Source organism: Pseudomonas sp. NY15356, assembly GCF_048068175.1.
GTDB classification, from domain to species: Bacteria; Pseudomonadota; Gammaproteobacteria; order Pseudomonadales; family Pseudomonadaceae; genus Aquipseudomonas; species Aquipseudomonas putida_K.
This window is the reverse complement of record NZ_JBLUPW010000037.1, coordinates 1-22,920: the sequence shown is the minus strand read 5'-3', so window position 1 is coordinate 22,920 and position 22,920 is coordinate 1. Positions and strand designations below refer to the sequence as shown.

20 protein-coding genes are annotated in these 22,920 nt (G+C 63.1%); 11 read left to right on the top strand and 9 right to left on the bottom strand.

Annotated features, from left to right (window positions below):
* The first annotated feature begins 7 nt into the window (after window positions 1-7).
* Window positions 8-778, top strand: a complete 771-nt coding sequence (hisF, locus tag ACNFCI_RS21710) for an imidazole glycerol phosphate synthase subunit HisF (RefSeq protein ID WP_084856393.1) — start codon at window positions 8-10, stop codon at window positions 776-778.
* A gap of 122 nt (window positions 779-900) precedes the next feature.
* Here hisF and choV read toward each other — a convergent pair whose 3' ends face one another.
* From choV to ACNFCI_RS21695, 3 genes are all read right to left on the bottom strand, one after another.
* Window positions 901-2,079: a choline ABC transporter ATP-binding protein gene (choV, locus tag ACNFCI_RS21705; protein ID WP_224457644.1), complete on the bottom strand. Its 1,179-nt coding sequence runs from the start codon at window positions 2,077-2,079 to the stop codon at window positions 901-903.
* On the bottom strand, window positions 2,076-2,924 hold the full coding sequence (gene choW / locus ACNFCI_RS21700) for a choline ABC transporter permease subunit (protein WP_172403014.1): 849 nt from the start codon (window positions 2,922-2,924) through the stop codon (window positions 2,076-2,078). The genes choV and choW overlap by 4 nt, the downstream gene beginning before the upstream one ends.
* Before the next feature lie 88 nt (window positions 2,925-3,012).
* Window positions 3,013-3,960 carry a choline ABC transporter substrate-binding protein gene (locus ACNFCI_RS21695; protein WP_084856387.1) on the bottom strand — a complete coding sequence of 316 codons (948 nt, stop codon included), beginning with the start codon at window positions 3,958-3,960 and terminating at the stop codon, window positions 3,013-3,015.
* Between the two features lie 442 nt (window positions 3,961-4,402).
* Here ACNFCI_RS21695 and ACNFCI_RS21690 point away from each other — a divergent pair, with 442 nt between their 5' ends.
* The gene (locus ACNFCI_RS21690; protein WP_084856384.1) at window positions 4,403-5,779 is read left to right on the top strand and encodes an L-serine ammonia-lyase; all 1,377 of its coding nucleotides are present in this window, start codon (window positions 4,403-4,405) and stop codon (window positions 5,777-5,779) included.
* Between the two features lie 387 nt (window positions 5,780-6,166).
* Window positions 6,167-7,273 (top strand): GlxA family transcriptional regulator, encoded by a 1,107-nt coding sequence (locus ACNFCI_RS21685; RefSeq protein ID WP_084856383.1) that lies wholly within the window; start codon window positions 6,167-6,169, stop codon window positions 7,271-7,273.
* Between the two features lie 135 nt (window positions 7,274-7,408).
* Here ACNFCI_RS21685 and ACNFCI_RS21680 read toward each other — a convergent pair whose 3' ends face one another.
* A complete protein-coding gene (locus tag ACNFCI_RS21680) occupies window positions 7,409-7,666 on the bottom strand; it encodes a hypothetical protein (protein ID WP_084856381.1) in 258 nt (85 codons plus the stop codon).
* A 333-nt stretch (window positions 7,667-7,999) separates the two neighbouring features.
* Here ACNFCI_RS21680 and ACNFCI_RS21675 point away from each other — a divergent pair, with 333 nt between their 5' ends.
* Window positions 8,000-9,565 (top strand): zinc-dependent metalloprotease family protein, encoded by a 1,566-nt coding sequence (locus tag ACNFCI_RS21675; protein WP_416768209.1) that lies wholly within the window; start codon window positions 8,000-8,002, stop codon window positions 9,563-9,565.
* A 58-nt stretch (window positions 9,566-9,623) separates the two neighbouring features.
* Here the strand turns inward: ACNFCI_RS21675 and ACNFCI_RS21670 are convergent, their stop codons facing one another.
* From ACNFCI_RS21670 to choX, 4 genes are all read right to left on the bottom strand, one after another.
* Entirely contained in the window at window positions 9,624-10,094 is a 471-nt protein-coding gene (locus ACNFCI_RS21670) for a thioesterase family protein (protein WP_368829038.1), read from the bottom strand.
* A gap of 10 nt (window positions 10,095-10,104) precedes the next feature.
* Entirely contained in the window at window positions 10,105-11,070 is a 966-nt protein-coding gene (locus ACNFCI_RS21665) for an L-carnitine dehydrogenase (RefSeq protein WP_084856375.1), read from the bottom strand.
* A gap of 19 nt (window positions 11,071-11,089) precedes the next feature.
* Entirely contained in the window at window positions 11,090-11,974 is an 885-nt protein-coding gene (locus tag ACNFCI_RS21660; RefSeq protein WP_084856373.1) for a 3-keto-5-aminohexanoate cleavage protein, read from the bottom strand.
* A gap of 177 nt (window positions 11,975-12,151) precedes the next feature.
* Window positions 12,152-13,096, bottom strand: coding sequence for a choline ABC transporter substrate-binding protein (gene choX / locus ACNFCI_RS21655; protein WP_084856371.1), 945 nt, complete (start codon window positions 13,094-13,096; stop codon window positions 12,152-12,154).
* A gap of 146 nt (window positions 13,097-13,242) precedes the next feature.
* On the opposite strand from choX, the gene ACNFCI_RS21650 reads away from it, so the two are divergent.
* Window positions 13,243-14,190: a GlxA family transcriptional regulator gene (locus tag ACNFCI_RS21650; protein ID WP_084856614.1), complete on the top strand. Its 948-nt coding sequence runs from the start codon at window positions 13,243-13,245 to the stop codon at window positions 14,188-14,190.
* 120 nt (window positions 14,191-14,310) lie between these two features.
* On the opposite strand, the gene ACNFCI_RS21645 is transcribed toward ACNFCI_RS21650, so the two are convergent.
* Complete coding sequence (locus tag ACNFCI_RS21645) at window positions 14,311-14,712, bottom strand: lysozyme inhibitor LprI family protein (RefSeq protein ID WP_084856368.1); 402 nt, start codon at window positions 14,710-14,712, stop codon at window positions 14,311-14,313.
* A 283-nt stretch (window positions 14,713-14,995) separates the two neighbouring features.
* Here ACNFCI_RS21645 and ACNFCI_RS21640 point away from each other — a divergent pair, with 283 nt between their 5' ends.
* From ACNFCI_RS21640 to ACNFCI_RS21615, 6 genes are all read left to right on the top strand, one after another.
* Window positions 14,996-15,973: a dipeptidase gene (locus tag ACNFCI_RS21640; RefSeq protein ID WP_084856366.1), complete on the top strand. Its 978-nt coding sequence runs from the start codon at window positions 14,996-14,998 to the stop codon at window positions 15,971-15,973.
* A 76-nt stretch (window positions 15,974-16,049) separates the two neighbouring features.
* On the top strand, window positions 16,050-16,580 hold the full coding sequence (locus tag ACNFCI_RS21635; protein WP_043211077.1) for a DUF5943 domain-containing protein: 531 nt from the start codon (window positions 16,050-16,052) through the stop codon (window positions 16,578-16,580).
* 15 nt (window positions 16,581-16,595) lie between these two features.
* Window positions 16,596-18,656 (top strand): dimethylglycine demethylation protein DgcA, encoded by a 2,061-nt coding sequence (gene dgcA, locus ACNFCI_RS21630; RefSeq protein WP_224457653.1) that lies wholly within the window; start codon window positions 16,596-16,598, stop codon window positions 18,654-18,656.
* A gap of 208 nt (window positions 18,657-18,864) precedes the next feature.
* Window positions 18,865-20,817, top strand: coding sequence for a dimethylglycine demethylation protein DgcB (dgcB, locus tag ACNFCI_RS21625; RefSeq protein WP_084856360.1), 1,953 nt, complete (start codon window positions 18,865-18,867; stop codon window positions 20,815-20,817).
* On the top strand, window positions 20,817-22,049 hold the full coding sequence (locus ACNFCI_RS21620) for an electron transfer flavoprotein subunit alpha/FixB family protein (protein WP_084856358.1): 1,233 nt from the start codon (window positions 20,817-20,819) through the stop codon (window positions 22,047-22,049). The genes dgcB and ACNFCI_RS21620 overlap by 1 nt, the downstream gene beginning before the upstream one ends.
* A gap of 10 nt (window positions 22,050-22,059) precedes the next feature.
* Window positions 22,060-22,830: an electron transfer flavoprotein subunit beta gene (locus tag ACNFCI_RS21615; RefSeq protein WP_324816913.1), complete on the top strand. Its 771-nt coding sequence runs from the start codon at window positions 22,060-22,062 to the stop codon at window positions 22,828-22,830.
* Window positions 22,831-22,920 lie beyond the last annotated feature (90 nt).

The following is a 22,920-nucleotide window of genomic DNA, read 5'->3' as shown; positions in this document are numbered from 1 at the left end:
ACTCGATATGGCACTGGCCAAGCGCATCATCCCTTGCCTGGACGTGGACAACGGCCGGGTGGTCAAGGGCGTCAAGTTCGAGAACATCCGCGACGCCGGCGACCCGGTGGAGATCGCCCGCCGCTATGACGAGCAGGGCGCCGACGAGATCACCTTCCTCGACATCACCGCCAGCGTCGATGGCCGCGACACCACCCTGCATACCGTCGAGCGCATGGCCAGCCAGGTATTCATCCCGCTGACCGTCGGCGGCGGCGTGCGTACCGTGCAGGACATCCGCAACCTGCTCAACGCCGGTGCCGACAAGGTGTCGATCAACACCGCCGCGGTGTTCAACCCGGAGTTCGTGGGCGAGGCCGCCGACCGTTTCGGTTCGCAGTGCATCGTCGTCGCCATCGATGCCAAGAAGGTTTCCGGCCCTGGCGAAACACCGCGCTGGGAGATCTTCACCCATGGCGGGCGCAAGCCGACCGGGCTGGACGCGGTGGAGTGGGCGAAGAAGATGGAAGGTCTGGGTGCCGGTGAGATCCTGCTGACCAGCATGGATCAGGACGGTATGAAGAGCGGTTTCGACCTGGGCGTCACCCGGGCCATCAGCGATGCGCTGGGGATTCCGGTGATCGCTTCCGGTGGGGTGGGCAACCTGCAGCACCTGGCCGACGGGATCCTGGAAGGGCATGCCAGTGCCGTGCTGGCGGCCAGTATCTTCCACTTCGGTGAGTACACGGTGCCGGAGGCCAAGGCCTACATGGCTTCGCGCGGGATCGTCGTTCGCTGAGTCAATGACTGGGGCCGCCTTGCGGCCCAATCGCGGGGCAAGCCCGCTCCCACAGGGATTACGCATCCGGTAGGAGCGGCCTTGTGCTGCGAAAGGGCCGCAAAGCGGCCCCGATAGCGCAATCACCCGTGGCTCTTGCCCAGCAGCGCGTGATACAGCTCGCTGTCGCCGAGAATCCCCACCACCTTGTCGTTCTCCTGCAGCACCAGCTTGTTGCCGGTGTGGTAGCGGATCTGCAAGGCATCGCGCATGCCGATGTTGGCACTGACCAGAGTCGGCTTGCGGCCCAAGGTCTCCACATCCTGCCCCGGCGCCCAATTCTGCAGGTCCAGACCATTCTGGCCCTGGCGGGCGCGCTTGATCGAGCCGCCTTCGCCCAGGTCCAGCCAGGAGTCGCCGCTTGGGTCCAGGCATACCGAGCCGTTGACCCGCTTGCAGTTGTCCAGGCTGCGCATCAGGCTGCGGCCGCACAGGACGTTGAGCGGGTTGGTGTGGGCCACGAAGGTCCGCACGTAGTCGTCAGCCGGGTTGAGGACAATCTCCTCGGGCTTGCTGTACTGGATGATCCGGCCATCTTTCATGATGGCGATGCGGCTGCCCAGCTTCAGGGCTTCATCCAGGTCGTGGCTCACGAACACGATGGTCTTGCTCAGCTTGCTCTGCAGGGCCAGCAGTTCGTCCTGCAGGCCCTGGCGGATCAGCGGGTCGAGGGCCGAGAAGGGTTCGTCCATCAGCAGGATGTCGGCATCCATGGCCAACGCACGGGCCAGGCCCACACGCTGCTGCATGCCGCCAGACAGCTCGTCGGGTTTCTTGTTGCGCCACTGGGTCAGGCCCACCAGCTCGAGCTTCTCGTCCACCAGCTTGCGCCGCTCCTTCTCGGGGCGGCCCTGCATCTCCAGGCCGAAGCTGATGTTCTCGCGCACCGTCAGCCAAGGCATCAGGGCGAACTTCTGGAACACCATGGCGATGCGCTTGGTGCGCATCATTTTCAGCTCTGCCGGGGTGCAATGGGCGATGTCGATGTGCTTGCCTTCATGCTCGACGAACAGCTTGCCACGGCTGACGGTGTTCAGGCCGTTGATGCAGCGCAGCAGGCTGGACTTGCCCGAGCCGGACAGGCCCATGAGCACGCAGATCTCGCCTTTCTTGATATCCAGGTTGGCTTTTTCGACGCCCACCACCAGGCCGGTCTTCTTGAGGATCTGCTCGCGGGTCTGGCCCTGGTCGAGCAGCGACAGCGCTTCGCGTGGCTTGTTGGAGAAGATGACGTCGACGTCTTCGAAACGAATGATGCTCATGACTCACCTCGCGCCGGCAGCTCAGGTTGCTTGCAGATACGGTCCAGCATGATCGCCAGCAGCACGATCGCCAGGCCGGCCTCGAAGCCGAGGGCGATATCGGCGGTGTTCAGTGCGTTGACCACGGGCTTGCCCAGGCCGTCGGCGCCCACCAGGGCGGCGATCACGACCATCGACAGCGACAGCATGATGCATTGGGTGACGCCTGCGGCGATGCTCGGCATCGCGTGGGGCAGTTCGATGCGGGTCAGCAGCTGGCGGCGCGAGCAGCCGAAGGCCTTGCCGGCATCGAGCAGCTCTTGCGGCACATCGCAGATGCCCAGGTAGGTGAGGCGGATGGGCGCGGCAATGGCGAACACCACCGTGGAGATCAGCCCCGGAACCACGCCCAGGCCGAACAGGGTCAGGGTCGGGATCAGGTAGACGAAGGTCGGGACCGTCTGCATCAGGTCCAGGACCGGGCGCATGGCGGTGTAGAACATTGGCTTGTGCGCAGCGACGATACCCAGCGGCACGCCGATGGCCACGCAGACCACCGTGGCGAAGGTTACCTGCGCCAGGGTTTCCATGGTTTCCTGCCAGTAGCCCAGGTTGAAGATGAGCAGGAAGGACAGGGCGACGAAAGCGGTCAGCGCCCATTTGCGCTGGATGAAGTGCGCCAGGGCGGCGAACAGGGCGATGAGGACGTAGGGGTTGAACCAGGTCAGGGAGCTGGTAACTCCGCTGATCATGAACTCGAGGCCCTGGGCGATGGCATCGAAATAGCTGGCGCCGTTCTGGGTCAGCCATTCGACGAAGGAGGCGATGTACTGCCCCAGCGGTATTTTCTGATCGATAAGCATGATAGCGAGCTTCCACCTGCAAAGATTGAAATCAGTCCGGGGCAGGCGAGCCCACCCCGAGGTAGTGCCAATTGCTACTGCATCCTTGTTGTTATTGCGTCAGTTTGGCCTTGGCCGCCTCCAGCCCCGGTTTGCCGTCCACGGTCGTCACCCCGGCCAGCCAGGTGTCGAGCACTTGCGGGTTGTTCTTCAGCCACGCCTTGGCGGCAGCCTCGGGCTTCATCTTGTCGTCCAGGACGTTACCCATCAGGGTGCTTTCCATGTCGAGGGTGAACGACAGGTTCTTCAGCAACTGGCCAACGTTGCTGCACTCCTGCGTGTAGCCCTTGCGGGTATTGGTCAGCACGGTCGCCTTGCCGAATTCGGGGCCGAAGAAATCATCCCCGCCGGACAGGTACTGCATCTTGAAGCGCTTGTTCATCGGGTGCGGTTCCCAACCCAGGAACACCACCGCCTCGCCGCGCTTCTGCGAACGGTCCACCTGCGACAGCATGCCCGCCTCGCTGGACTGGACCAGCTTGAAGCCAGCGTCCTTCAGGCCGAAGGCGTTCTTGTCGATCATGCTCTGGATGGTGCGGTTGCCATCGTTGCCAGGCTCGATGCCGTAGATCTTGCTGCCCAGTTCCTTCTTGAATTTGGGGATGTCGGCGAAATCCTTCAGGCCTTTGTCGTACAGCGCCTGGGGCACCGCCAGGGTGTACTTGGCGTTCTCCAGGTTGGCGCGCACCGTCTCGACCGTCCCGGCGTCGCGGTACTGCTTGATGTCGTTCTCCATGGTCGGCATCCAGTTGCCGAGGAACACGTCCAGGTCCTTGCCGGCGGCCAGCGACTTGTAGGTCACCGGTACCGAGATCATGTTGGTGTGGGTCTTGTAGCCCAGGGCTTCGAGGACAACGCTGGTGACGGCGGTGGTCACGGTGATGTCGGTCCAGCCGACATCCGAGAACCGTACCGTCTGGCACTGCTCGGGCTCTACGGCCTGAGCCAGCAGAGGTGTAGCGAGCATCGCGGCCAGCAAGAGCGAGGGTGAACCTTTCATGGTGGACTCCTGTGATTTTTTCTTCGGGTTTCTCGCGGGCCGCCGGGCTTTCTCTAGGCTCCGGTCGACCAGGCCTGCAGAGGGCAGGTTGCGAGGCCGTGTATTACGAGTCGCTTTCGATAATCCCCCAGCGTTCGGCAATCGCCTACTGGTGGGGTCGTAACCAGTACAGGACGGGTCGCATCCAGTAAGGGCAATGTCGCATATGGATTTTTCCACCCTCCGCCGGGTGTTTTTGCGTCGCCAAGCCCCCTGAAAACGGCGGTCATGTGACCCGGACAGGGCGGCGTTGGTGGACAAAAGTACGTCGGTTGCAGACGGCGGGTGGTGGGTCAAAAGCCTGATGATGCGTGCATTCGCGGCAACCCGCGTCATTAGCCTAGCAGTTGCTCATCCCGCCATATGCCGCGGGCAGACAAGCCCATCAAGAGGTGATTCGACAATGGCCATCAGCGTGTTCGACCTGTTCAAGATCGGTGTCGGGCCTTCCAGCTCCCACACCGTTGGCCCCATGCGTGCTGGCGCCCTGTTCGTCCAGGGCCTGCGTGAACGAGGCGAGCTGGAGCAGGTGCGGCGAGTGGAAGTGCGGCTGTACGGTTCGCTGTCGGCCACCGGTGTCGGCCACGGTACCGACAACGCCACGGTCATGGGCCTGATGGGCGAATGGCCTGACGCCATTGACCCCACGGTGATCGCCCCACGCATTGCCGAGCTGCGCGAAACCAATACCTTGCAGCTCGATGGCCGCCTGCCGGTCGAGTTCGTCTGGGCGCGCGACATGCTGCTGCTGGACGAGAACCTGCCCTACCACCCGAACGCCATGACCCTGATCGCCGAAGGCGCGCAGGGCGAATTGCACCGCGACACCTACTACTCGGTCGGTGGTGGCTTCGTCGTCGATGCCGCCCAGGCCGCCAGCGGTGTGCTGGACGCCGACCAGACCGTGCTGCCGTACGATTTCAACAGCGCGGCCGAGCTGCTGCAGCTGTGCAAGCAAAACGACCTCCGTGTGTCGCAATTGATGATGGAGAACGAGAAAGCCTGGCGCAGCGAGGAAGAAATCCGCGCTGGTCTGCTCAAGCTCTGGGACGCCATGCAGGAATGCGTGAACAATGGGCTCAAGTACGAGGGCACGCTGCCTGGCGGGCTGAATGTTCGCCGCCGCGCTGCCAAGCTGCATCGCAGCCTGCAGGAACTGGGCAAGCCCAACGTGATCGGTTCGACCATGAGTGCCATGGAATGGGTGAACCTGTTCGCCCTGGCGGTCAACGAAGAGAACGCCGCTGGCGGGCGTATGGTCACCGCGCCCACCAACGGCGCGGCCGGTATCATCCCGGCGGTGTTGCACTACTACATGCGTTTCTCCGACGTGGTGGACGAATCCAACGTCGTGGACTTCTTCCTCAGTGCGGCTGCGGTCGGCATCCTGTGCAAGAAGAACGCTTCCATTTCCGGTGCCGAGGTCGGCTGCCAGGGTGAGGTCGGTTCGGCCTGCGCCATGGCTGCCGCAGGCCTTGCCGAAGTGTTGGGCGCTACTCCGCCGCAGGTGGAAAACGCCGCCGAGATCGCTCTTGAGCACAACCTGGGCCTGACCTGCGACCCGGTCGGTGGCCTGGTCCAGGTGCCGTGCATCGAGCGCAACGCCATTGCCGCTGTGAAAGCGATCAACGCCGTACAAATGGCCCTGCGTGGCGATGGCGAACACTTCATCTCCCTGGATCAGGTGATCCGCACCATGCGTGACACCGGCGCCGACATGCACGACAAGTACAAGGAAACGTCCCGTGGCGGCCTTGCGGTCAGTGCCATCGAGTGCTGATGCGCCATTCTGGTCCAAATCTGACCGGTGTGCCGCCTGCTGGCGCACCGGCAGCCTACCGATCGTCGCGTGTCGCTACGCGAAAGGGCTTTGTCGGTGACACTTAAGTCTGTCGCTTCTGGGCAACCTTCCCACAAGTGCTACCGAATTGCTCAAACGTTACAGGTGAAGGCGCTGGCTTGCCTGTTTGCGCTTATTTATCCGACCCGAGAAAAGGCCCGAAAACCGCGCAGCGCGACGTCGTTTTTGGGTTTTTTTGAATAGCCGTTCAATTTAGGCACGGCGTTTGCGTTGAAGTTGGCAAAGCCCCTGCATACGAACTGGGGCCATGACAAGAAACAGTGCCCGCCTGAGGCACGCCCTGCATTGTGCGAGGAGAAATCCGCGATGACGACCTACACCTCCGGGAATCCGACCCAGAACCGCACCGCTCCCCAGTCCATCGGGTTTCTCCTGTTGGACAACTTCACCCTCATTTCCCTCGCTTCCGCCGTCGAGCCGCTGCGCATGGCGAACCAGCTGTCCGGCCGCGAGCTGTACCGCTGGCATACCCTGACCGTCGATGGCGGCCAGGTCTGGGCCAGCGACGGCCTGCAGATCACCCCGGATGCGGCGATGCACAGTGCACCACCGATGGACACGGTGATCGTCTGCGGCGGCGTGGGCATCCAGCGCACCGTCACCCGTGAGCACGTCACCTGGCTGCAAGCCCAGGCCCGGCAATCGCGCCGCTTGGGTGCGGTGTGCACCGGCAGCTGGGCGTTGGCCTGTGCCGGCCTGCTCGATGGCTTCGATTGCAGTGTGCACTGGGAGTGTCTGGCGGCCATGCAGGAGGCCTTCCCGCGGGTCAACATGAGCACGCGCCTGTTCACCCTCGACCGCAACCGCTTCACCAGCTCCGGCGGCACCGCACCGCTGGACATGATGCTGCACCTGATCAGCCGCGACCATGGCCGCGAGCTGTCGGCTGCGATCTCCGAGATGTTCGTCTACGAGCGCATCCGCAACGAGCAGGACCACCAGCGCGTGCCGCTCAAGCACATGCTCGGCACCAACCAGCCGAAGCTGCAGGAAATCGTGGCATTGATGGAGGCCAACCTGGAGGAGCCGATCGACCTGGACGAACTGGCCGTGTACGTGTCGGTGTCGCGTCGTCAGCTCGAGCGGTTGTTCCAGAAGTACCTGCACTGCTCACCGTCGCGCTATTACCTGAAGCTGCGCCTGATCCGTGCGCGCCAGCTGCTCAAGCAGACGCCCATGTCGATCATCGAGGTGGCCTCGGTATGCGGCTTCGTTTCAACGCCGCACTTCTCCAAGTGCTACCGCGAATACTTCGGCATTCCGCCGCGTGACGAGCGTGTGGGCTCCAACACTGCCCAGCAGGTAGCAATGATGCCGATCCCGCAGGCCATGGCCCTGACCCCGCACGCCGGCCCGATGGCTTCGCTGAGCCAGGCGCGCAACGAGTCGACGTTCGCCAGCGTAAGGCTCTGAAGCAAACGCATAAACCCTGTGGGGGCGGGCTTGTCCCGCGATTGCGTCGGCAGGAACAACACTATTGTTGCTACTGACGCAATCGCGGGACAAGCCCGCTCCCACAGGGGTTTTTGTACGTTGGAAAAAGGTGGATCAGGGGCGGTTGTTGAATTGGGCCAATGCCGGCAGCAACTGCTTTTCGATGGCCTGGCGCACCGCCGGCAGGATGGTGGCGCTGCTGGTGTACATCTGCTCGACCATCCCTTTGAGGGCCCGTGCGTTGGGCTCGGTCAAGCCGCGTACCACCGCTTCGCAAGCCTGCTCGGCCGTGGCGCCTGCCGGCATCTCGAAGCCCAGGGCGCGCAGGTGGCCCAGCAGGTCGTCCTGGTCAATCAAATCCGCATGCATCATGGTTTCTTGTCCTTGTTTGCCGCTGTGATTTACGACCGATTCTGTGTTCATGGCGACACACCCGCAAGGGCAGAATATCGCAATGGCCGCTTTGGCTAAGAACAGGTCGTTCCCGGCTAAATCCACTGTCGGGGAAGCCAGCAAACTGGCCTCATTCACGGTACGGAGGGCTTGGTCACCCTCACTCGTTAAAGTGGATGTTTGCTCGCTCTTGGCCCCGGATGCTCACGGCTTTCCGGGGTTATTTTTTTCGCGGCACCTGGGAATTCTGATAGTAGGCGGGCGTCGCGCAAAAGGACTCCAATTACAGTCTTTGTCATTGGAGGCTGTGAAATGAAGCACGAAAAATGGAAGCTCGCGCTGCTGGTCCAGATGTTTGCAATGCTGTCAGCTTGCTCCACCGGGAGTAATGATGTCGCTGTCGAGACGGCTGATGCGGGGGTACTGTTCGAACGGTTTGAGGCTGATCGCCAAACCCTGCAAGAACTGACGTCACGGCCAGAGACCTATCCTTCACTGTCGGCACTGTTGGCCGCACCCTCTTCGCAAGATGCCTGGTTGGTAGGTATCAAACCAGCGCTTGTCGAGGCTGATAATTCCGAACTGGCGGTGAGGTTGCCAGAGGAAGGCGTCGTTCGATTCAAGCTCCGGCGGTCAAGCGACGTAGCGGGAATGTCCGGGTGGGTCGGGGATGTGGCGTCTGACCGAAAGCAACGCTATGCATCCCCTGACGAAGTGGACTTCGATCCCTTCAACTGGATTTCCCTGGTTCGTGACGGTGATCAGGTAGTAGGCGATATCCATGTGAAAGGACAGCTCTTTCGGTTGGAGCCGATAGGCGCAGGTCAGCATGTACTGATCAAGGTCGATGAGTCCAGAATGCCTCCCGCGGGCGATACCATTTTACCGTCGGGTCCAAAGCCGGTTGCAGGGGGTGACAAGTTTGCCCGGTCCGTTCACAGCACGATCAGGGTGATGTTTGTGACGACCAATGAGCGTCGGGCGCGTTCACCGCAATATCGTGCAGAACTGGTCCAAGCCTTGCAGAATGCCAACCAGTATCTGATCAATAGTCGCGTGCCGATAACATATGAGTTGGCGTTATTTTTCGATCCAGACTACAGCCAAGATGCAAAAAGTCAGTGGACAATGCTTAAGGAAATGGCAAACACCAATAGTGCGCTAGGTTCCCAGGTTCATGCTAGACGTGAAGGAGCAGGTGCGGATTTGGTTTCGTTGTATAACACTGAGTCTTCTATCTGCGGAAATGCTTATGGTTGGTCGAAGAAGGAGACAGGGTTCAATACTATCAGTTGCACCGTCGCGCTCGCACATGAACTGGGACACAATCTCGGTGGAGGGCACGGGCTGGAAGGCACCGACCCCACCAAGGGTTATAACCATGGTTACCGGCATTACTCGCCCAATTTCCATACCATTCAGGTAACCTCCCATGGTGCCGTTCCTTATTTTTCAAATCCGCGTTTGTATTATCAGGGCGTTGCGATGGGGACGGTACAAAATCATGATGTGGCGCGTCAGTTTGATGAGTACAGGGGAACTGTCGAGAATTTTTACCCCCCTGTGCATCGCCCAATACGCATATGGCTTGAGGGCGGACAAAGCGGTGCCGGTTGTTACTTTGAGATGAAGCCAGATAGTTATGTCCAGCTGTCGTGGCACAAATGCAATGGGCCAACGCGTGCTACGGTCGAAGATTTCCCAGGAGACACACGGAAGTTATGCTTCACCAATTTGTTAGGTGGAGTGAATTACTGTTATTCCGGGCGTTATCAAGGCAAGTTTTCTGTTGATATAAAAACTGGTGCCGGTCGTCCTGATGGTTTGAATTTTACCAAGACCAAAGACGGCGATGTAACGAAAGTCACCTATCAGTAGGGTGGGCGGGCAGTGCTTAATTGGCTATTTGCGAACAGCCAATTAAGCGCACCACCTTTCAATGATAGAGACTTATCGAGCGCCCTACGTATGTTGATGGATCAATATCACTGCCTTGTTCCAGAAGTTCTTGCAAAAGCTGTTTGCTGAGTTCTTTGAACGGTGCCGACTTCGGCCCCGCCAGGTCCACATGCAGCAGCATCTGTTCGCTGGCCGCCAGGGCCTCGTCGAAGCCTGCCCGGTGCAGGCTGTGGTACAGGTGCAGGCGCTTCTTGTCGAAACCGATGATCTGCGTCTGCACCCACACCTCGGTGCCGAGCTTCACTTCGTGCAGGTAGTTGATGTGCGCCTCCAGGGTGAACAGCGAATTGCCGCTCTGCCCACGGCTGTCGGCATCCAGGCCGATGCGCTCCATCAGCGCATCGGTGGCGAAGCTGAAGATCAGCAGGTAATAGGCATCGCGCAGGTGCCCGTTGTAGTCGACCCAGTCCTCCTGGACTGGGGTGCGATAGGTGATCAGTGCGGGCATGGCCGTCTCCTCAGTCGCCGAAGGCCATGCCGTGGCTTGCCTTGCTGTTCTTCACGGCGTCCAGCACCGCCAGCAGGGTGTCGTCGCGGTAGCGCTCAAGGGCCGCGATGCTGCGCTCGCCCAGTTGCTCGGCGGTGCCCTCGACCACATCGTCGATCAGCTTGTCGGTGAGCTCCGGTGCCGGCAGGTAGGTCCAGGGCAGCTTCAGCGCCGGGCCGAACTGGGCCATGAAGTGGCGCATGCCAGCATCGCCACCCGCCAGGGTGTAGGTCAGGAAGGTTCCCATGAACGACCAGCGCAGGCCGGCGCCGAAGCGGATCGCGTCGTCGATTTCCCCGGTGCTGGCCACGCCATCGTTGACCAGGTGCAGGGCTTCGCGCCACAGGGCTTCGAGCAGACGATCGGCGATGAAGCCCGGGACTTCCTTGCGCACGTGCAGCGGGCGCATGCCCAGGGCGGTGTAGATGGTCTTGGCGGCTTCGATGGCCTCGGGTGCGGTGTTCTGGCCGCCGACGATCTCCACCAGTGGCAGCAGGTACACTGGGTTGAACGGGTGGCCCACCACGCAGCGCTCGGGGTGGGTGGCCGACTCGTAGAATTCGCTGGGCAGCAGGCCCGAGGTGCTGGAGCCGATGATCGCGTTCGGCTTGGCCGCGGCGCTGATCTTGGCGTGCAGGTCGAGCTTCAGGTCCAGGCGCTCCGGGGCGCTTTCCTGGATGAAATCGGCGTCACGTACGCATTCCTCGATGGTGGCCACGAACCGCAGGCGATCTTGTGAGGCACCTGGCGCCAGGCCTTGTTTTTCCAACGCTGGCCAGGCATTGGCGATACGTTTGCGCAAGGCCTGTTCGGCGCCTGGAGCCGGGTCCCAGGCGATCACGTCCAGGCCGTGGGCCAGGGCGCGGGCGACCCAGCCGCTGCCGATGACGCCGCTGCCCAGGGCGGCGAAGGTCTTGATCTCGGTAATGAAAGACATGGCGATTCTCCAAATGGCTTCAGCGGCGCTTGAGGTTCATTTTTTCGCGGCCTTCGGCCGGGGTCAGTACGCGAGCGCCAAGGCGGGTGATGATTTCCACCGCACGCTCGACCAGTTGGCCGTTGCTGGCCAGCACGCCACGGTCCAGGTACAGGTTGTCTTCCAGGCCGACGCGCACGTTGCCGCCCAGCAGCACGGCTTGCGCCGCCATGGGCATCTGCATGCGACCGATACCGAAACCGGCCCAGGTGACGCCGGCCGGCAGGTTGTCGACCATCGCCTTCATGGTGGTGGTGTCGGCCGGCGCGCCCCACGGGATGCCCAGGCACAGCTGGAACAGCGGATCGTCCAGCAGGCCTTCTTTCATCATCTGCTTGGCGAACCACAGGTGGCCGGTGTCGAAGATTTCGAGCTCGGCCTTCACGCCCAGCTCAGTGATGCGCTTGGCGCCGGCGCGCAGTTGGCTGGGGGTGGAGACGTAGATGGCATTGCCGTCGCCGAAATTGAGCGTGCCGCAGTCCAGGGTGCAGATTTCCGGCAGCAGCGCCTCGACGTGGGCCAGACGCTCCAGCGGGCCGATCAGGTCGGTGCCTGGGCCGAACTCCATGGGCGTTTCGCCAGGGCCGATCTCGAGGTCGCCGCCCATGCCGGCGGTAAGGTTGACGATCACGTCCACATCGGCCTCGCGGATGCGCTCCATGACTTCGCGGTACAGCGCTACGTCACGACTGAAACGGCCGGTCTGTGGGTCGCGAACATGGCAGTGGACCACGGTGGCGCCGGCCTTGGCGGCTTCGATGGCGGACTCGGCGATCTGCTTGGGGGTGACCGGGACCAGGTGGCTCTTGGCAACGGTGTCGCCGGCCCCGGTCAGGGCGCAGGTGATGATGACGTCATGGTTCATGATGGTTCCTCGTGATGTTGGCAGCGGCCTGAGCGCCGTAGGAGCGGCCTTGTGCCGCGAAAGAGCTGCGAAGCGGCCCCCTGTTTTCCGTGGGGTGCACGCATCCCTGGGGCTGCTTCGCAGCCCTTTCGCGGCACAAGGCCGCTCCTACAGACGATGTGGCCGTGAAAATTGGTGTCAGTTGGCGGTGAGCTTGAGGTTCTCGGCGGCGGGTTTTCCGTCGAAGGTGGTCACCCCTTCGAGCCAGCGGGCCTTGTCCTCGGGGTGGTCCTTGAGCCACTGGCGGGCGGAATCCAGCGGGTCCTTGTGATCGAGCAGCGGCTGCATCATGCGGCTCTCGTCCTCGGCGCTGAAGGTCAGGTTGGCCAGCAGCCGGTGGGCGTTGGGGCAGCGCTCGGCGTAGTCCGGCGCGGTGACGGTCCATACCGTGGCGCGGCCTTCGTCAGGCCCCAGGGCATCCTGGCTGTCGCCCAGGTAGACCATGTCGAGGTTGACGTTCATCGGGTGCGGCGCCCAGCCGAAGAACACCACGGCCTGCTTGCGCCGCACGGCGCGGTCGACAGCGGCGAGCATGCCCGCCTCGCTGGACTCGACCAGCTGGAACTTGCCCAGGCCGAACTGGTTCTTGGCGATCATCGCCTTGATCTGAGTGTTGGCGCCGGAGCCTGGCTCGATGCCGTAGATCTTGCCGCCCAGCTCCTTCTCGAACTTGTGGATGTCGGCGAAATTCTTCAGGCCCTTGTCAGCCAGGTATTTCGGCACCGCCAGGGTGGCCCGAGCGTCTTCCAGGCTGGGTTTGTCCAGGACCTTGACCTGCCCCGCCTGGACGAACGGCGTGATGGTCTGGGTCATGATCGGGTTCCAGTAGCCCAGGAACATGTCCAGGCGCTTGTCGCGGATACCGGCAAAGATGATCTGCTGCGAGGCGCTGGTCTGCTTGGTCTGGTAGCCCAGCCCGTCGAGCAGCACCTGGGCCATGGCGCTGGTGGCGATGACGTCGGTCCAGTTGACCACGCCCAGGCGCACGTCTTTGCACACGGCGGGTTCGGCGGCAAGGAGAGGCGTTGCGAGGGTGGTGCTCAGGACAACGGAAAACAGGCTGCGGCGGATGAAGCTGTGCATGGTGGCTCTCCAACGGCAGTGCATATTGTTATTGGGGCCGGCCTCTACGGGCCGTGAGAACACGCTACGCTGGTGGCGGGGTGGAAATTCGCACCCTGGCGACCAACAATTGCACGGAGGCGACCACTTTTGCCGTGGAGCATGCGATGCCGGAAACCATTCATTTCCTCCTGTTGCCGGGCTTCTCGGCCATGGGCTTCATCAGCGCCCTGGAGCCCCTGCGCGTGGCCAACCGGTTCCGCGGGCCGCTGTACCGCTGGCGTGTGCTGAGCCTGGACGGCGGCGCGGTGGAGGCCAGCAATGGCATGTCGGTGAACGCCGATGGGGTGCTGGGGGAGGGGGAATCTGCGCGCATGCTGTTGATCGTTGCAGGCTTCGACCCCTTGGCCTGTTATGGCGCGGCGTTGCATCAGGCGCTGCGGCGTCTGGACCATGAAGGTGTGTTGCTGGGCGGCATCGACACCGGTGCGATGGTGTTGGCCGAGGCCGGGCTGCTCGACGGCCATCGGGCGACCGTGCATTGGGAGGCCCTGGAGGCGTTCAAGGAGCGCTACCCAAGACTGCAGGCGACCCAGGAGCTGTTCGAGATCGATCGCCGGCGCATCACCTGTGCCGGCGGGACCGCGTCCATCGACCTGATGCTCGACCTCATTGGCCAGGGCCATGGCAGCGAGCTGGCGGTGCAGGTGTCGGAGCAGTTCGTGCTTGGACGTATCCGTCCGCGACAAGACCACCAGCGTATGGAGATTGCCAACCGCTATGGTCTTCGCAATAAGAAGCTGGTGCGGGTGATCGGCGAGATGGAGCGCAACACCGAGCAGCCGCTCAACACCGAGGTGCTGGCCGACGGTGTGCAGATCACCCGGCGCCAGTTGGAGCGGTTGTTCCGCCTGCACCTGGACGACACGCCCAGTGGTTTCTATCTGCGACTGCGCCTGGACAAGGCGCGGCAACTGTTACGCCAGACCGACATGAGCGTGCTGGAGGTGAGCATCGCCTGTGGCTTCGAGTCGGCGTCGTATTTCACCCGTTGCTATCGGGCGCGGTTCGAGCGGTGCCCGCGGGAGGATCGACGCACGGCGGTGGTGCACTGAACTGTAGGAGCGGCCTTGTGCCGCGAAAGGGCCGCAATGCGGCCCCAGATCCAATATACCAGGGCCGCTTTGCGGCCCTTTCGCGGCACAAGGCCGCTCCTACAAGGGGGGCGTGGCTGGTTATTGTTGGCCAATGGACTGCAAATACTCCGACCGTTCATCGCTACGCTGCGCCAGGCAGGTGTTCCATGCCGCTTCGAACGCCTTGCCGCCCGGTTTCTCGGCAAAGGTCTCGACCTTGCAGTCGGCGTCGCGCAATTGTGTCCACAGGGCCTGGGCAGCCTGCAGGCGGCTGGTCAGTTGCTGCACCTTGTCGTTTTCGTCCGGGTACTGGTCGGTAATGCGCTGGATGAGATCGTCGAACGCCGCCGCGAGCTCCCGTTCGGCGGTCTGCTTGTTGTAGGCCGCACAGGCATAGCTTTGCGTGTCGTTTTCGACAGTGTCGCAAGGCGTGCTTTCGTCCTCGTTGGCCTGGGCGCCCAGGGCCACGGCCACCAGGGCCAGCCATGCCATTGATTTCATCCGTTTTCTCCTCAACAGGCTGACGAATCGCCGGGATTCTCGCTCACTCCGGGGGCGCTTGGTAGCTCCCTGAAGAAAAGTTCATAAAGCCTGAAAATGCCGTTGTCGAGACCGCCTCTCATCGCCGTATGGCGCACCAGAGGGCGCCTTGTCGGCCTTTGACGCTTTCGGCAAACCCCCTGTCGTTTTTGCACCGGGGCGCCTCGGGCCGCAGGCATATGCTGGCCCCAAAGCGCCGGCACAAGGTTTGGCGCGAGCAAACTCAATAAAAGGGGACAGCCTGATGAGCCCAGCCGAATTGCACGCCGACAGCATCGTCATCGACGGTCTGATCATCGCCAAGTGGAACCGCGAACTGTTCGAGGACATGCGCAAAGGTGGCCTCACTGCGGCCAACTGCACGGTGTCGGTCTGGGAAGGCTTCAAGGCGACCGTCGACAACATCGCTTCCAGCCAGAAACTGATCCGCGAGAACAGCGACCTGGTCATGCCGGTGCGTACCACCGCCGACATCCGCAAGGCCAAGGAGCTGGGCAAGACCGGCATCCTCTTCGGCTTCCAGAACGCCCATGCCTTCGAGGACCAGATCGGCTACGTCGAAGTGTTCAAGCAACTGGGCGTGGGCATCGTGCAGATGTGCTACAACACCCAGAACCTGGTGGGCACCGGCTGCTACGAGCGCGATGGCGGCTTGTCGGGCTTCGGTCGCGAGATCGTCGCCGAGATGAACCGCGTCGGTATCATGTGCGACCTGTCCCACGTCGGCTCCAAGACCAGCGAGGAAGTCATCCTCGAGTCGAAGAAGCCGGTCTGCTACTCCCACTGCCTGCCTTCGGGCCTGAAGGAACACCCACGCAACAAGTCGGACGAAGAGCTGAAGTTCATCGCCGACCACGGCGGCTTCGTCGGCGTGACCATGTTCGCACCGTTCCTGGCCAAGGGCATCGACTCGACCATCGACGACTACGCCGAGGCTATCGAGTACACCATGAACATCGTCGGTGAAGACGCGATCGGTATCGGTACCGACTTCACCCAGGGCCACGGCCAGGACTTCTTCGAGTACCTGACCCACGACAAGGGCTACGCCCGTCGCCTGACCAATTTCGGCAAGATCATCAACCCGCTGGGGATCCGCACTGTCGGCGAATTCCCGAACCTCACCGAGACCTTGCTCAAGCGCGGCCACTCCGAGCGTGTGGTGCGCAAGATCATGGGCGAGAACTGGGTAAACGTCCTCAAGGATGTGTGGGGCGAATAAGCCGCACTCCGAGCCTGAAGGCCCCGGCCAGCACCGTCGGGGCAACCAATAAAAATTTTTCTGGAGTTGAGTTTCCATGGCCAAGATCGCCCCGCAATTGCCAATCGAAGTCGATACCGAGACCGGTGTATGGACCACAGACGCCCTGCCGATGCTGTATGTGCCGCGTCACTTCTTCGTCAACAACCACATCGGTATCGAAGAAGTACTGGGCGCTGACGCCTACGCCGAGATCCTCTACAAGGCCGGCTACAAGTCCGCCTGGCACTGGTGCGAGAAAGAAGCCGAATGCCATGGCCTGGAAGGCGTCGCGGTGTTCGAGCACTACATGAAGCGCCTGTCGCAGCGCGGCTGGGGCCTGTTCGAGATCCAGGACATCGACCTGGACAAGGGCACCTGCAGCGTCAAGCTCAAGCACTCTGCATTCGTCTACGTCTATGGCAAGTGCGGCCGCAAGGTCGACTACATGTTCACCGGCTGGTTCGCCGGCGCCATGGACCAGATCCTCGCCGCCCGTGGCAGCTCCATCCGTACCGTGGCCGAGCAGGTCTACGGTGGTTCGGAAGAAGGCCACGACGACGGCCTGTTCATCGTCAAGCCGTTGTAAGTCGGAGTAAGCGACATGGCATTCGAAGCAATGTTCCAGCCGATCCAGATCGGCAAACTGACCATCCGCAACCGCGTGCTCAGCACCGCGCACGCCGAGGTCTACGCCACCGACGGCGGCATGACCACCGAGCGTTACGTCAAGTACTACGAGGAGAAGGCCAAGGGCGGCATCGGCCTGGCCATCTGCGGTGGTTCGTCCGTGGTCGCCATCGACAGCCCGCAGGAGTGGTGGTCGTCGGTGAACCTGTCGACCGACCGGATCATCCCGCACTTCCAGAACCTCGCCGACGCCATGCACAAGCATGGCGCCAAGATCATGATCCAGATTACCCACATGGGCCGTCGCTCGCGTTGGGACGGTTTCAACTGGCCGACCCTGATGTCGCCGTCCGGTATCCGTGAACCCGTTCACCGCGCTACCTGCAAGACCATCGAGGTCGAAGAGATCTGGCGTGTGATCGGCAACTACGCCCAGGCCGCACGCCGGGCGAAGGAAGGCGGCCTGGACGGCGTCGAGCTGTCGGCCGTGCACCAGCACATGATCGACCAGTTCTGGAGCCCGCGCGTCAACAAGCGTACCGACGAATGGGGCGGTACCTTCGAAGGCCGTATGAAGTTCGGCCTTGAAGTGCTCAAGGCCGTGCGCGCCGAGGTCGGTGACGACTTCTGCGTAGGCATGCGTATCTGTGGCGACGAATTCCACCCCGATGGCCTGAGCCACGAGGACATGAAACAGATCGCCGCATACTACGATGCCACCGGCATGCTCGACTTCATCGGTGTGGTCGGTTCGGGTTGCGACACCCACAACACCCTGGCCAACGTCATCCCGAACATGAGCTATCCGCCGGAGCCGTTCCTGCACCTGGCGGCCGGCATCAAGGAAGTGGTCAAGGTCCCGGTGCTGCACGCGCAGAACATCAAGGACCCGAACCAGGCTACCCGTATCCTGGAGGGCGGTTACGTCGACATGGTCGGCATGACCCGTGCACACATGGCCGACCCGCACCTGATCGCCAAGATCAAGATGGGCCAGGTCGACCAGATCAAGCAGTGCGTCGGCGCCAACTACTGCATCGACCGCCAGTATCAGGGCCTGGATGTACTGTGCATCCAGAACGCCGCGACCTCCCGTGAATACATGGGCGTGCCGCACATCATCGAGAAGACCACCGGGCCCAAGCGCAAGGTGGTGGTGGTCGGTGCCGGCCCTGCCGGTATGGAAGCTGCCCGCGTCGCCGCCGAGCGTGGCCACGACGTGACCCTGTTCGAGAAGAAGGACCAGATCGGTGGCCAGATCACCATCGCGTCCAAGGCACCGCAGCGTGACCAGATCGCCGGTATCACCCGGTGGTACCAGCTGGAGCTGGCCCGTCTGAAGGTGGACCTGCGCCTGGGTACAGCGGCCGACGCCGAGACCATCATGGACCTGCGTCCGGATGTCGTGGTGCTGGCAGTGGGCGGCCATCCGTTCGTCGAGCAGAACGAGCACTGGGGCGCTGCCGAAGGCCTGGTGGTCAGCAGCTGGGACGTGCTGGACGGCAAGGTCGCACCGGGCAAGAACGTGCTGGTATACGACACCATCTGCGAATTCACCGGCATGTCGACCGCGGACTTCCTGGCCGACAAGGGCGCCCAGGTAGAGATCGTCACCGATGACATCAAGCCGGGCGTAGCGATGGGCGGTACCACCTTCCCGACCTACTACCGCAGCCTGTACCCCAAGGAAGTGATCATGACCGGCGACATGATGCTGGAAAAGGTCTACCGCGAGGGCGACAAGCTGGTGGCAGTGCTCGAGAACGAGTACACCGGCGGCAAGGAAGAGCGCGTGGTCGACCAGGTCGTGATCGAGAACGGCGTGCGTCCTGACGAAGCGCTGTACTACGCACTGAAGGATGGTTCGCGCAACAAGGGCCAGATAGACGTCGAGGCGCTGTTCGCCATCAAGCCGCAACCGATCCTCAGCCAGCCGGGCGAAGGCTACCTGCTGTATCGCATCGGCGACTGCGTGGCCCAGCGCAACGTCCACGCGGCGATCTATGACGCCTTGCGCCTGTGCAAGGACTTCTGATCGCACCGCCTCGCTAGAGGCGGGATTGGCTCCCCTGTAGGAGCGGCCTTGTGCCGCGAAAGGGCTGCACTGCAGCCCCAGCAAGTTCGCAGCACTGCTGGAATGCTGGGGTCGCTCCGCGACCCTTTCGCGGCACAAGGCCGCTCCTACAGGGGTCCGCGCCACCCTCGAGGGCGGCGCAAGAATCTAGCTGTTGTGGGAGCCTCCCATGTTGAACACCCTTCTACCCATCCTGCTGTTCGCTGCCCTTGGCCTGGCGGTGCTCGGCGCCCTGCGCCGGGTGCGCATGTGGCGGCGCGGCCGACCGTCCAAGGTCAACCTGATCGGCGGCCTGCTGGCCATGCCGCGTCGCTACCTGGTGGACTTGCACCATGTGGTCGAGCGCGACAAGTACATGTCCAAGACCCACGTGGCTACCGCCGGTGGCTTCGTACTGTCAGCCGTCCTGGCGATCCTGGTGCATGGCTTCGGCCTGCAGAGCAAGATCCTTGGCTACGCCCTGCTGGTCGCCACGGTGATCATGTTCAGTGGCGCCATCTTCGTCTTCAAGCGTCGCCTGAACCCGCCCGCGCGCCTGTCCAAGGGCCCGTGGATGCGCCTGCCCAAGAGCTTGCTGGTGTTCGCCGCGAGCTTCTTCATCGCGACCCTGCCGGTCGCCGGCATCTTGCCTGAAGGTACCGGTGGCTGGCTGCTGGTGGCCGTGCTGGGCGTCGGTGTGCTGTGGGGCGTGTCGGAGCTGTTCTTCGGCATGACCTGGGGCGGTCCGATGAAGCACGCCTTCGCCGGTGCCCTGCACCTGGCTTGGCACCGCCGTGCCGAACGTTTCGGTGGTGGCCGCTCCACTGGCCTCAAGCCGCTGGACCTGGAAGACCCGAACGCGCCCCTGGGCGTGGAAAAGCCGGTGGACTTCACCTGGAACCAGCTGCTGGGCTTCGATGCCTGCGTACAGTGCGGTAAGTGCGAAGCCATGTGCCCGGCCTTCGCCGCTGGCCAGCCGCTGAACCCGAAGAAGCTCATCCAGGACATGGTCATTGGCCTGGCTGGCGGCACCGACGCCAAATTCGCCGGCAGCCCCTACCCGGGCAAGCCGATCGGCGAACACGGCGGCCACCCGCACCAGCCGATCGTCAACGGCCTGGTCGATGCCGAGACCCTGTGGTCGTGCACCACCTGCCGCGCGTGCGTGGAAGAGTGCCCGATGATGATCGAGCACGTCGACGCCATCGTCGACATGCGCCGCCACCTCACCTTGGAAAAGGGCGCGACCCCGAACAAGGGCGCCGAGGTGCTGGACAACCTGATCGCCACCGACAACCCCGGCGGTTTCAACCCCGGTGGCCGGATGAACTGGGCGGCCGACCTCAACCTCAAGCTGTTGTCCGACGTGAAGAGCACCGAGGTGCTGTTCTGGGTGGGTGATGGCGCCTTCGACATGCGCAACCAGCGTACCCTGCGTTCGTTCGTCAAAGTGCTCAAGGCCTCGGGCGTCGACTTCGCCGTGCTCGGCCTGGAAGAGCGCGACAGCGGCGACGTGGCGCGCCGCCTGGGCGACGAAGCGACCTTCCAGCAGCTGGCCAAGCGCAACATCCAGACGCTGAACAAGTACCGCTTCCAGCGCATCGTTACCTGCGACCCGCACAGCTTCCATGTGCTGAAGAACGAATACGGCGCCCTGGGCGGCGAGTACCAGGTGCAGCACCACAGCACCTACATCGCCGAACTGATCGCGGCCAACAAGCTCAACCTGGGCCAGCACAAAGGTGGCAGCGTCACCTACCACGACCCGTGCTACCTGGGCCGCTACAACGGCGAATACGAAGCACCGCGCGACGTGCTCAAGGCATTGGGTATCGAAGTGCGCGAGATGGAGCGTTCGGGCTTCCGTTCCCGCTGCTGCGGCGGTGGAGGCGGTGCGCCGATCACCGATATCCCGGGCAAGCAGCGTATTCCGGACATGCGCATGGACGATATCCGCCAGACCGAAGCCGAGGTGGTGGCCGTGGGTTGCCCACAGTGCACCGCGATGCTCGAAGGTGTGGTCGAGCCACGTCCGCTGATCAAGGATATCGCCGAGCTCGTGGCGGACGTGCTGATCGAAGACGAAGCGCCTGCGGCGGGAAAGTCGCAAGCGGCCAAACGTGAAACTGCGGAGGTGCACTGATGAGCGACATCATCCGCCGCGACCCACGCGCCGAGTGGATCGCCCGTAACCGTCTGCATCCGCTGCACGCAGCGATGCAGACGCAGCAGACCAGCTGGATGGGCCCCAACGGCATCATCCGCAAGAACCCCCATGCGATCGCCGCGGGCTTCATTGGCCCCAATGGCCTCAAGCGCATCGACCGCAGTGGTGCCCAGCAAGGCACCACAGGTGGCGCACGGCGCACCGCTGCGGCCGAAGTGCAGTTGCCGCTGCACCAGGTCGCGGACCCGGCGTTCTACATCGCCGTGGTCCCGGACATGGTCGGTGGCCGCCTCGGCAGCCACGACCGCGACCTGCTGGGCCTGGCCCACAGCCTGGCCGGCACGGACGGTGCTGTATTGGCGATCGTGTTCGGCGAACACAAGGAAAGCAATTTCGCCACCGCCGGTGTCGACCGCCTGTTGGTGATCGAAGGCGAGGCATACGAAGGTTATGCACCGGAGCAGTTGGTGCAGGGCCTGCGTGCTGTGGATAACCAGTTCGCACCGCGCCATTGGCTGCTGCCCGACAGCCGCACCGGTGGCGGCGAACTGGGCCGTCGCCTGGGCGCCGCACTGGGCGAACGCCCGGCGACGCGTGTCTGGCAGGTCAAGGACGGTCAGTGCATCGGTCGTGCCGGTGCCGGCCAACAGGACCTGCAGCGTACCCTGCCGCGCCTGATCCTGGCCGCGGCCGAGTGCTCGGACCCGGTCAGCGAAACCCGTCACGAAGCATTGCCGGTGGAGTTGTCCACAAGCGTGGCACGCAGCCTGTCGCGTATCGAAGACCTTGGCTCGGTGGCCGTGGACCCGGCCGCCATCGCCATGGCAGAGTCGGAGTTCATCGTTTCCGGCGGCAACGGCGTCAAGGACTGGGACCTATTCCACAAGGCGGCCGCCGCCCTCGGTGCGACCGAAGGCGCCTCGCGGGTGGCAGTGGACGATGGCTTCATGCCGCGTAACCGTCAGGTCGGTGCTACTGGTACCTGGGTCACGGCACGCGTCTACGTGGCCGTGGGCATCTCCGGAGCGATCCAGCACCTGCAGGGCATCGGCGCCTGCGACAAGGTGGTGGCGGTGAACATGGACCCAGGCTGCGACATGATCAAGCGGGCCGACCTGTCGGTGATTGGCGACAGTTCGGCAATTCTCCAGGCGTTGATCGAGGCTGTGGACAACTACCGCAGCGCCGGTCAGCGCGACGCGGCATAAGGGCACGAGCATGAGTACGAAAGTCATCAGCCTGGTCTCCATCGGCGCCCACCCAAGCTCTGGCCGCGCCCGTCGTGCCGAGCAGGACGCCCGCGCCGTGGAGCTGGGTTTGCAGCTGGCTGGGGATAACTTGCAGGTCGTGCATGCGGGCGACCCGCGTGAAGAGGCCCTGCGTGCCTACCTGGGTATGGGGCTGGACCATCTCGATGTGCTGGAGCAGCCTGCCGGCGCCGATGTCCTGGGCGTGCTGGGCGACTACCTGCGCGATGCCGGTGCACAATTGGTGTTGACCGGCAGCCAGGCGGAAACCGGCGAAGGCTCGGGCATGCTGCCGTTCCTGCTGGCCGAGCGCCTGGGTTGGCCGCTGGTGGTCGGGTTGGCGGAGGTGGAGTCCATCGACAATGGCACCGCGCAGGTCCTGCAGGCATTGCCTCGGGGCCAGCGTCGCCGGTTGAAGGTGCGCCTGCCACTGCTGGCCACTGTGGATAACGCTGCACCCAAGCCGCGCCAGAGTGCGTTCGGCCCGGCGCGCCGGGGTGTGCTGGCGGCGCGCAACGTGGCGATCGTCGAGGATGAACTGCTGGCCGAGTCCGAGCTGCAACCGGCCCGCCCGCGGCCCAAGCGGTTGAAGGTGATCAAGGCCAAGAGCGGTGCCGACCGCATGAAAGCCGCCACAGCCAAGGCCAGCGGCGGGGGCGGCAAGGTGCTCAAGGACGTTTCGCCGCAAGAGGGCGCCGAGGCGATCCTCAAGCTGTTGGTGGAGGAAGGGGTGCTGCGCTAGGCATTCCTACGCCAGGGCCGCTGCGCGCCCCTTCGCGGCACAAGGCCGCTCCTACAGAGGTTATGCGATCCCTGTAGGAGCGGCCTTGTG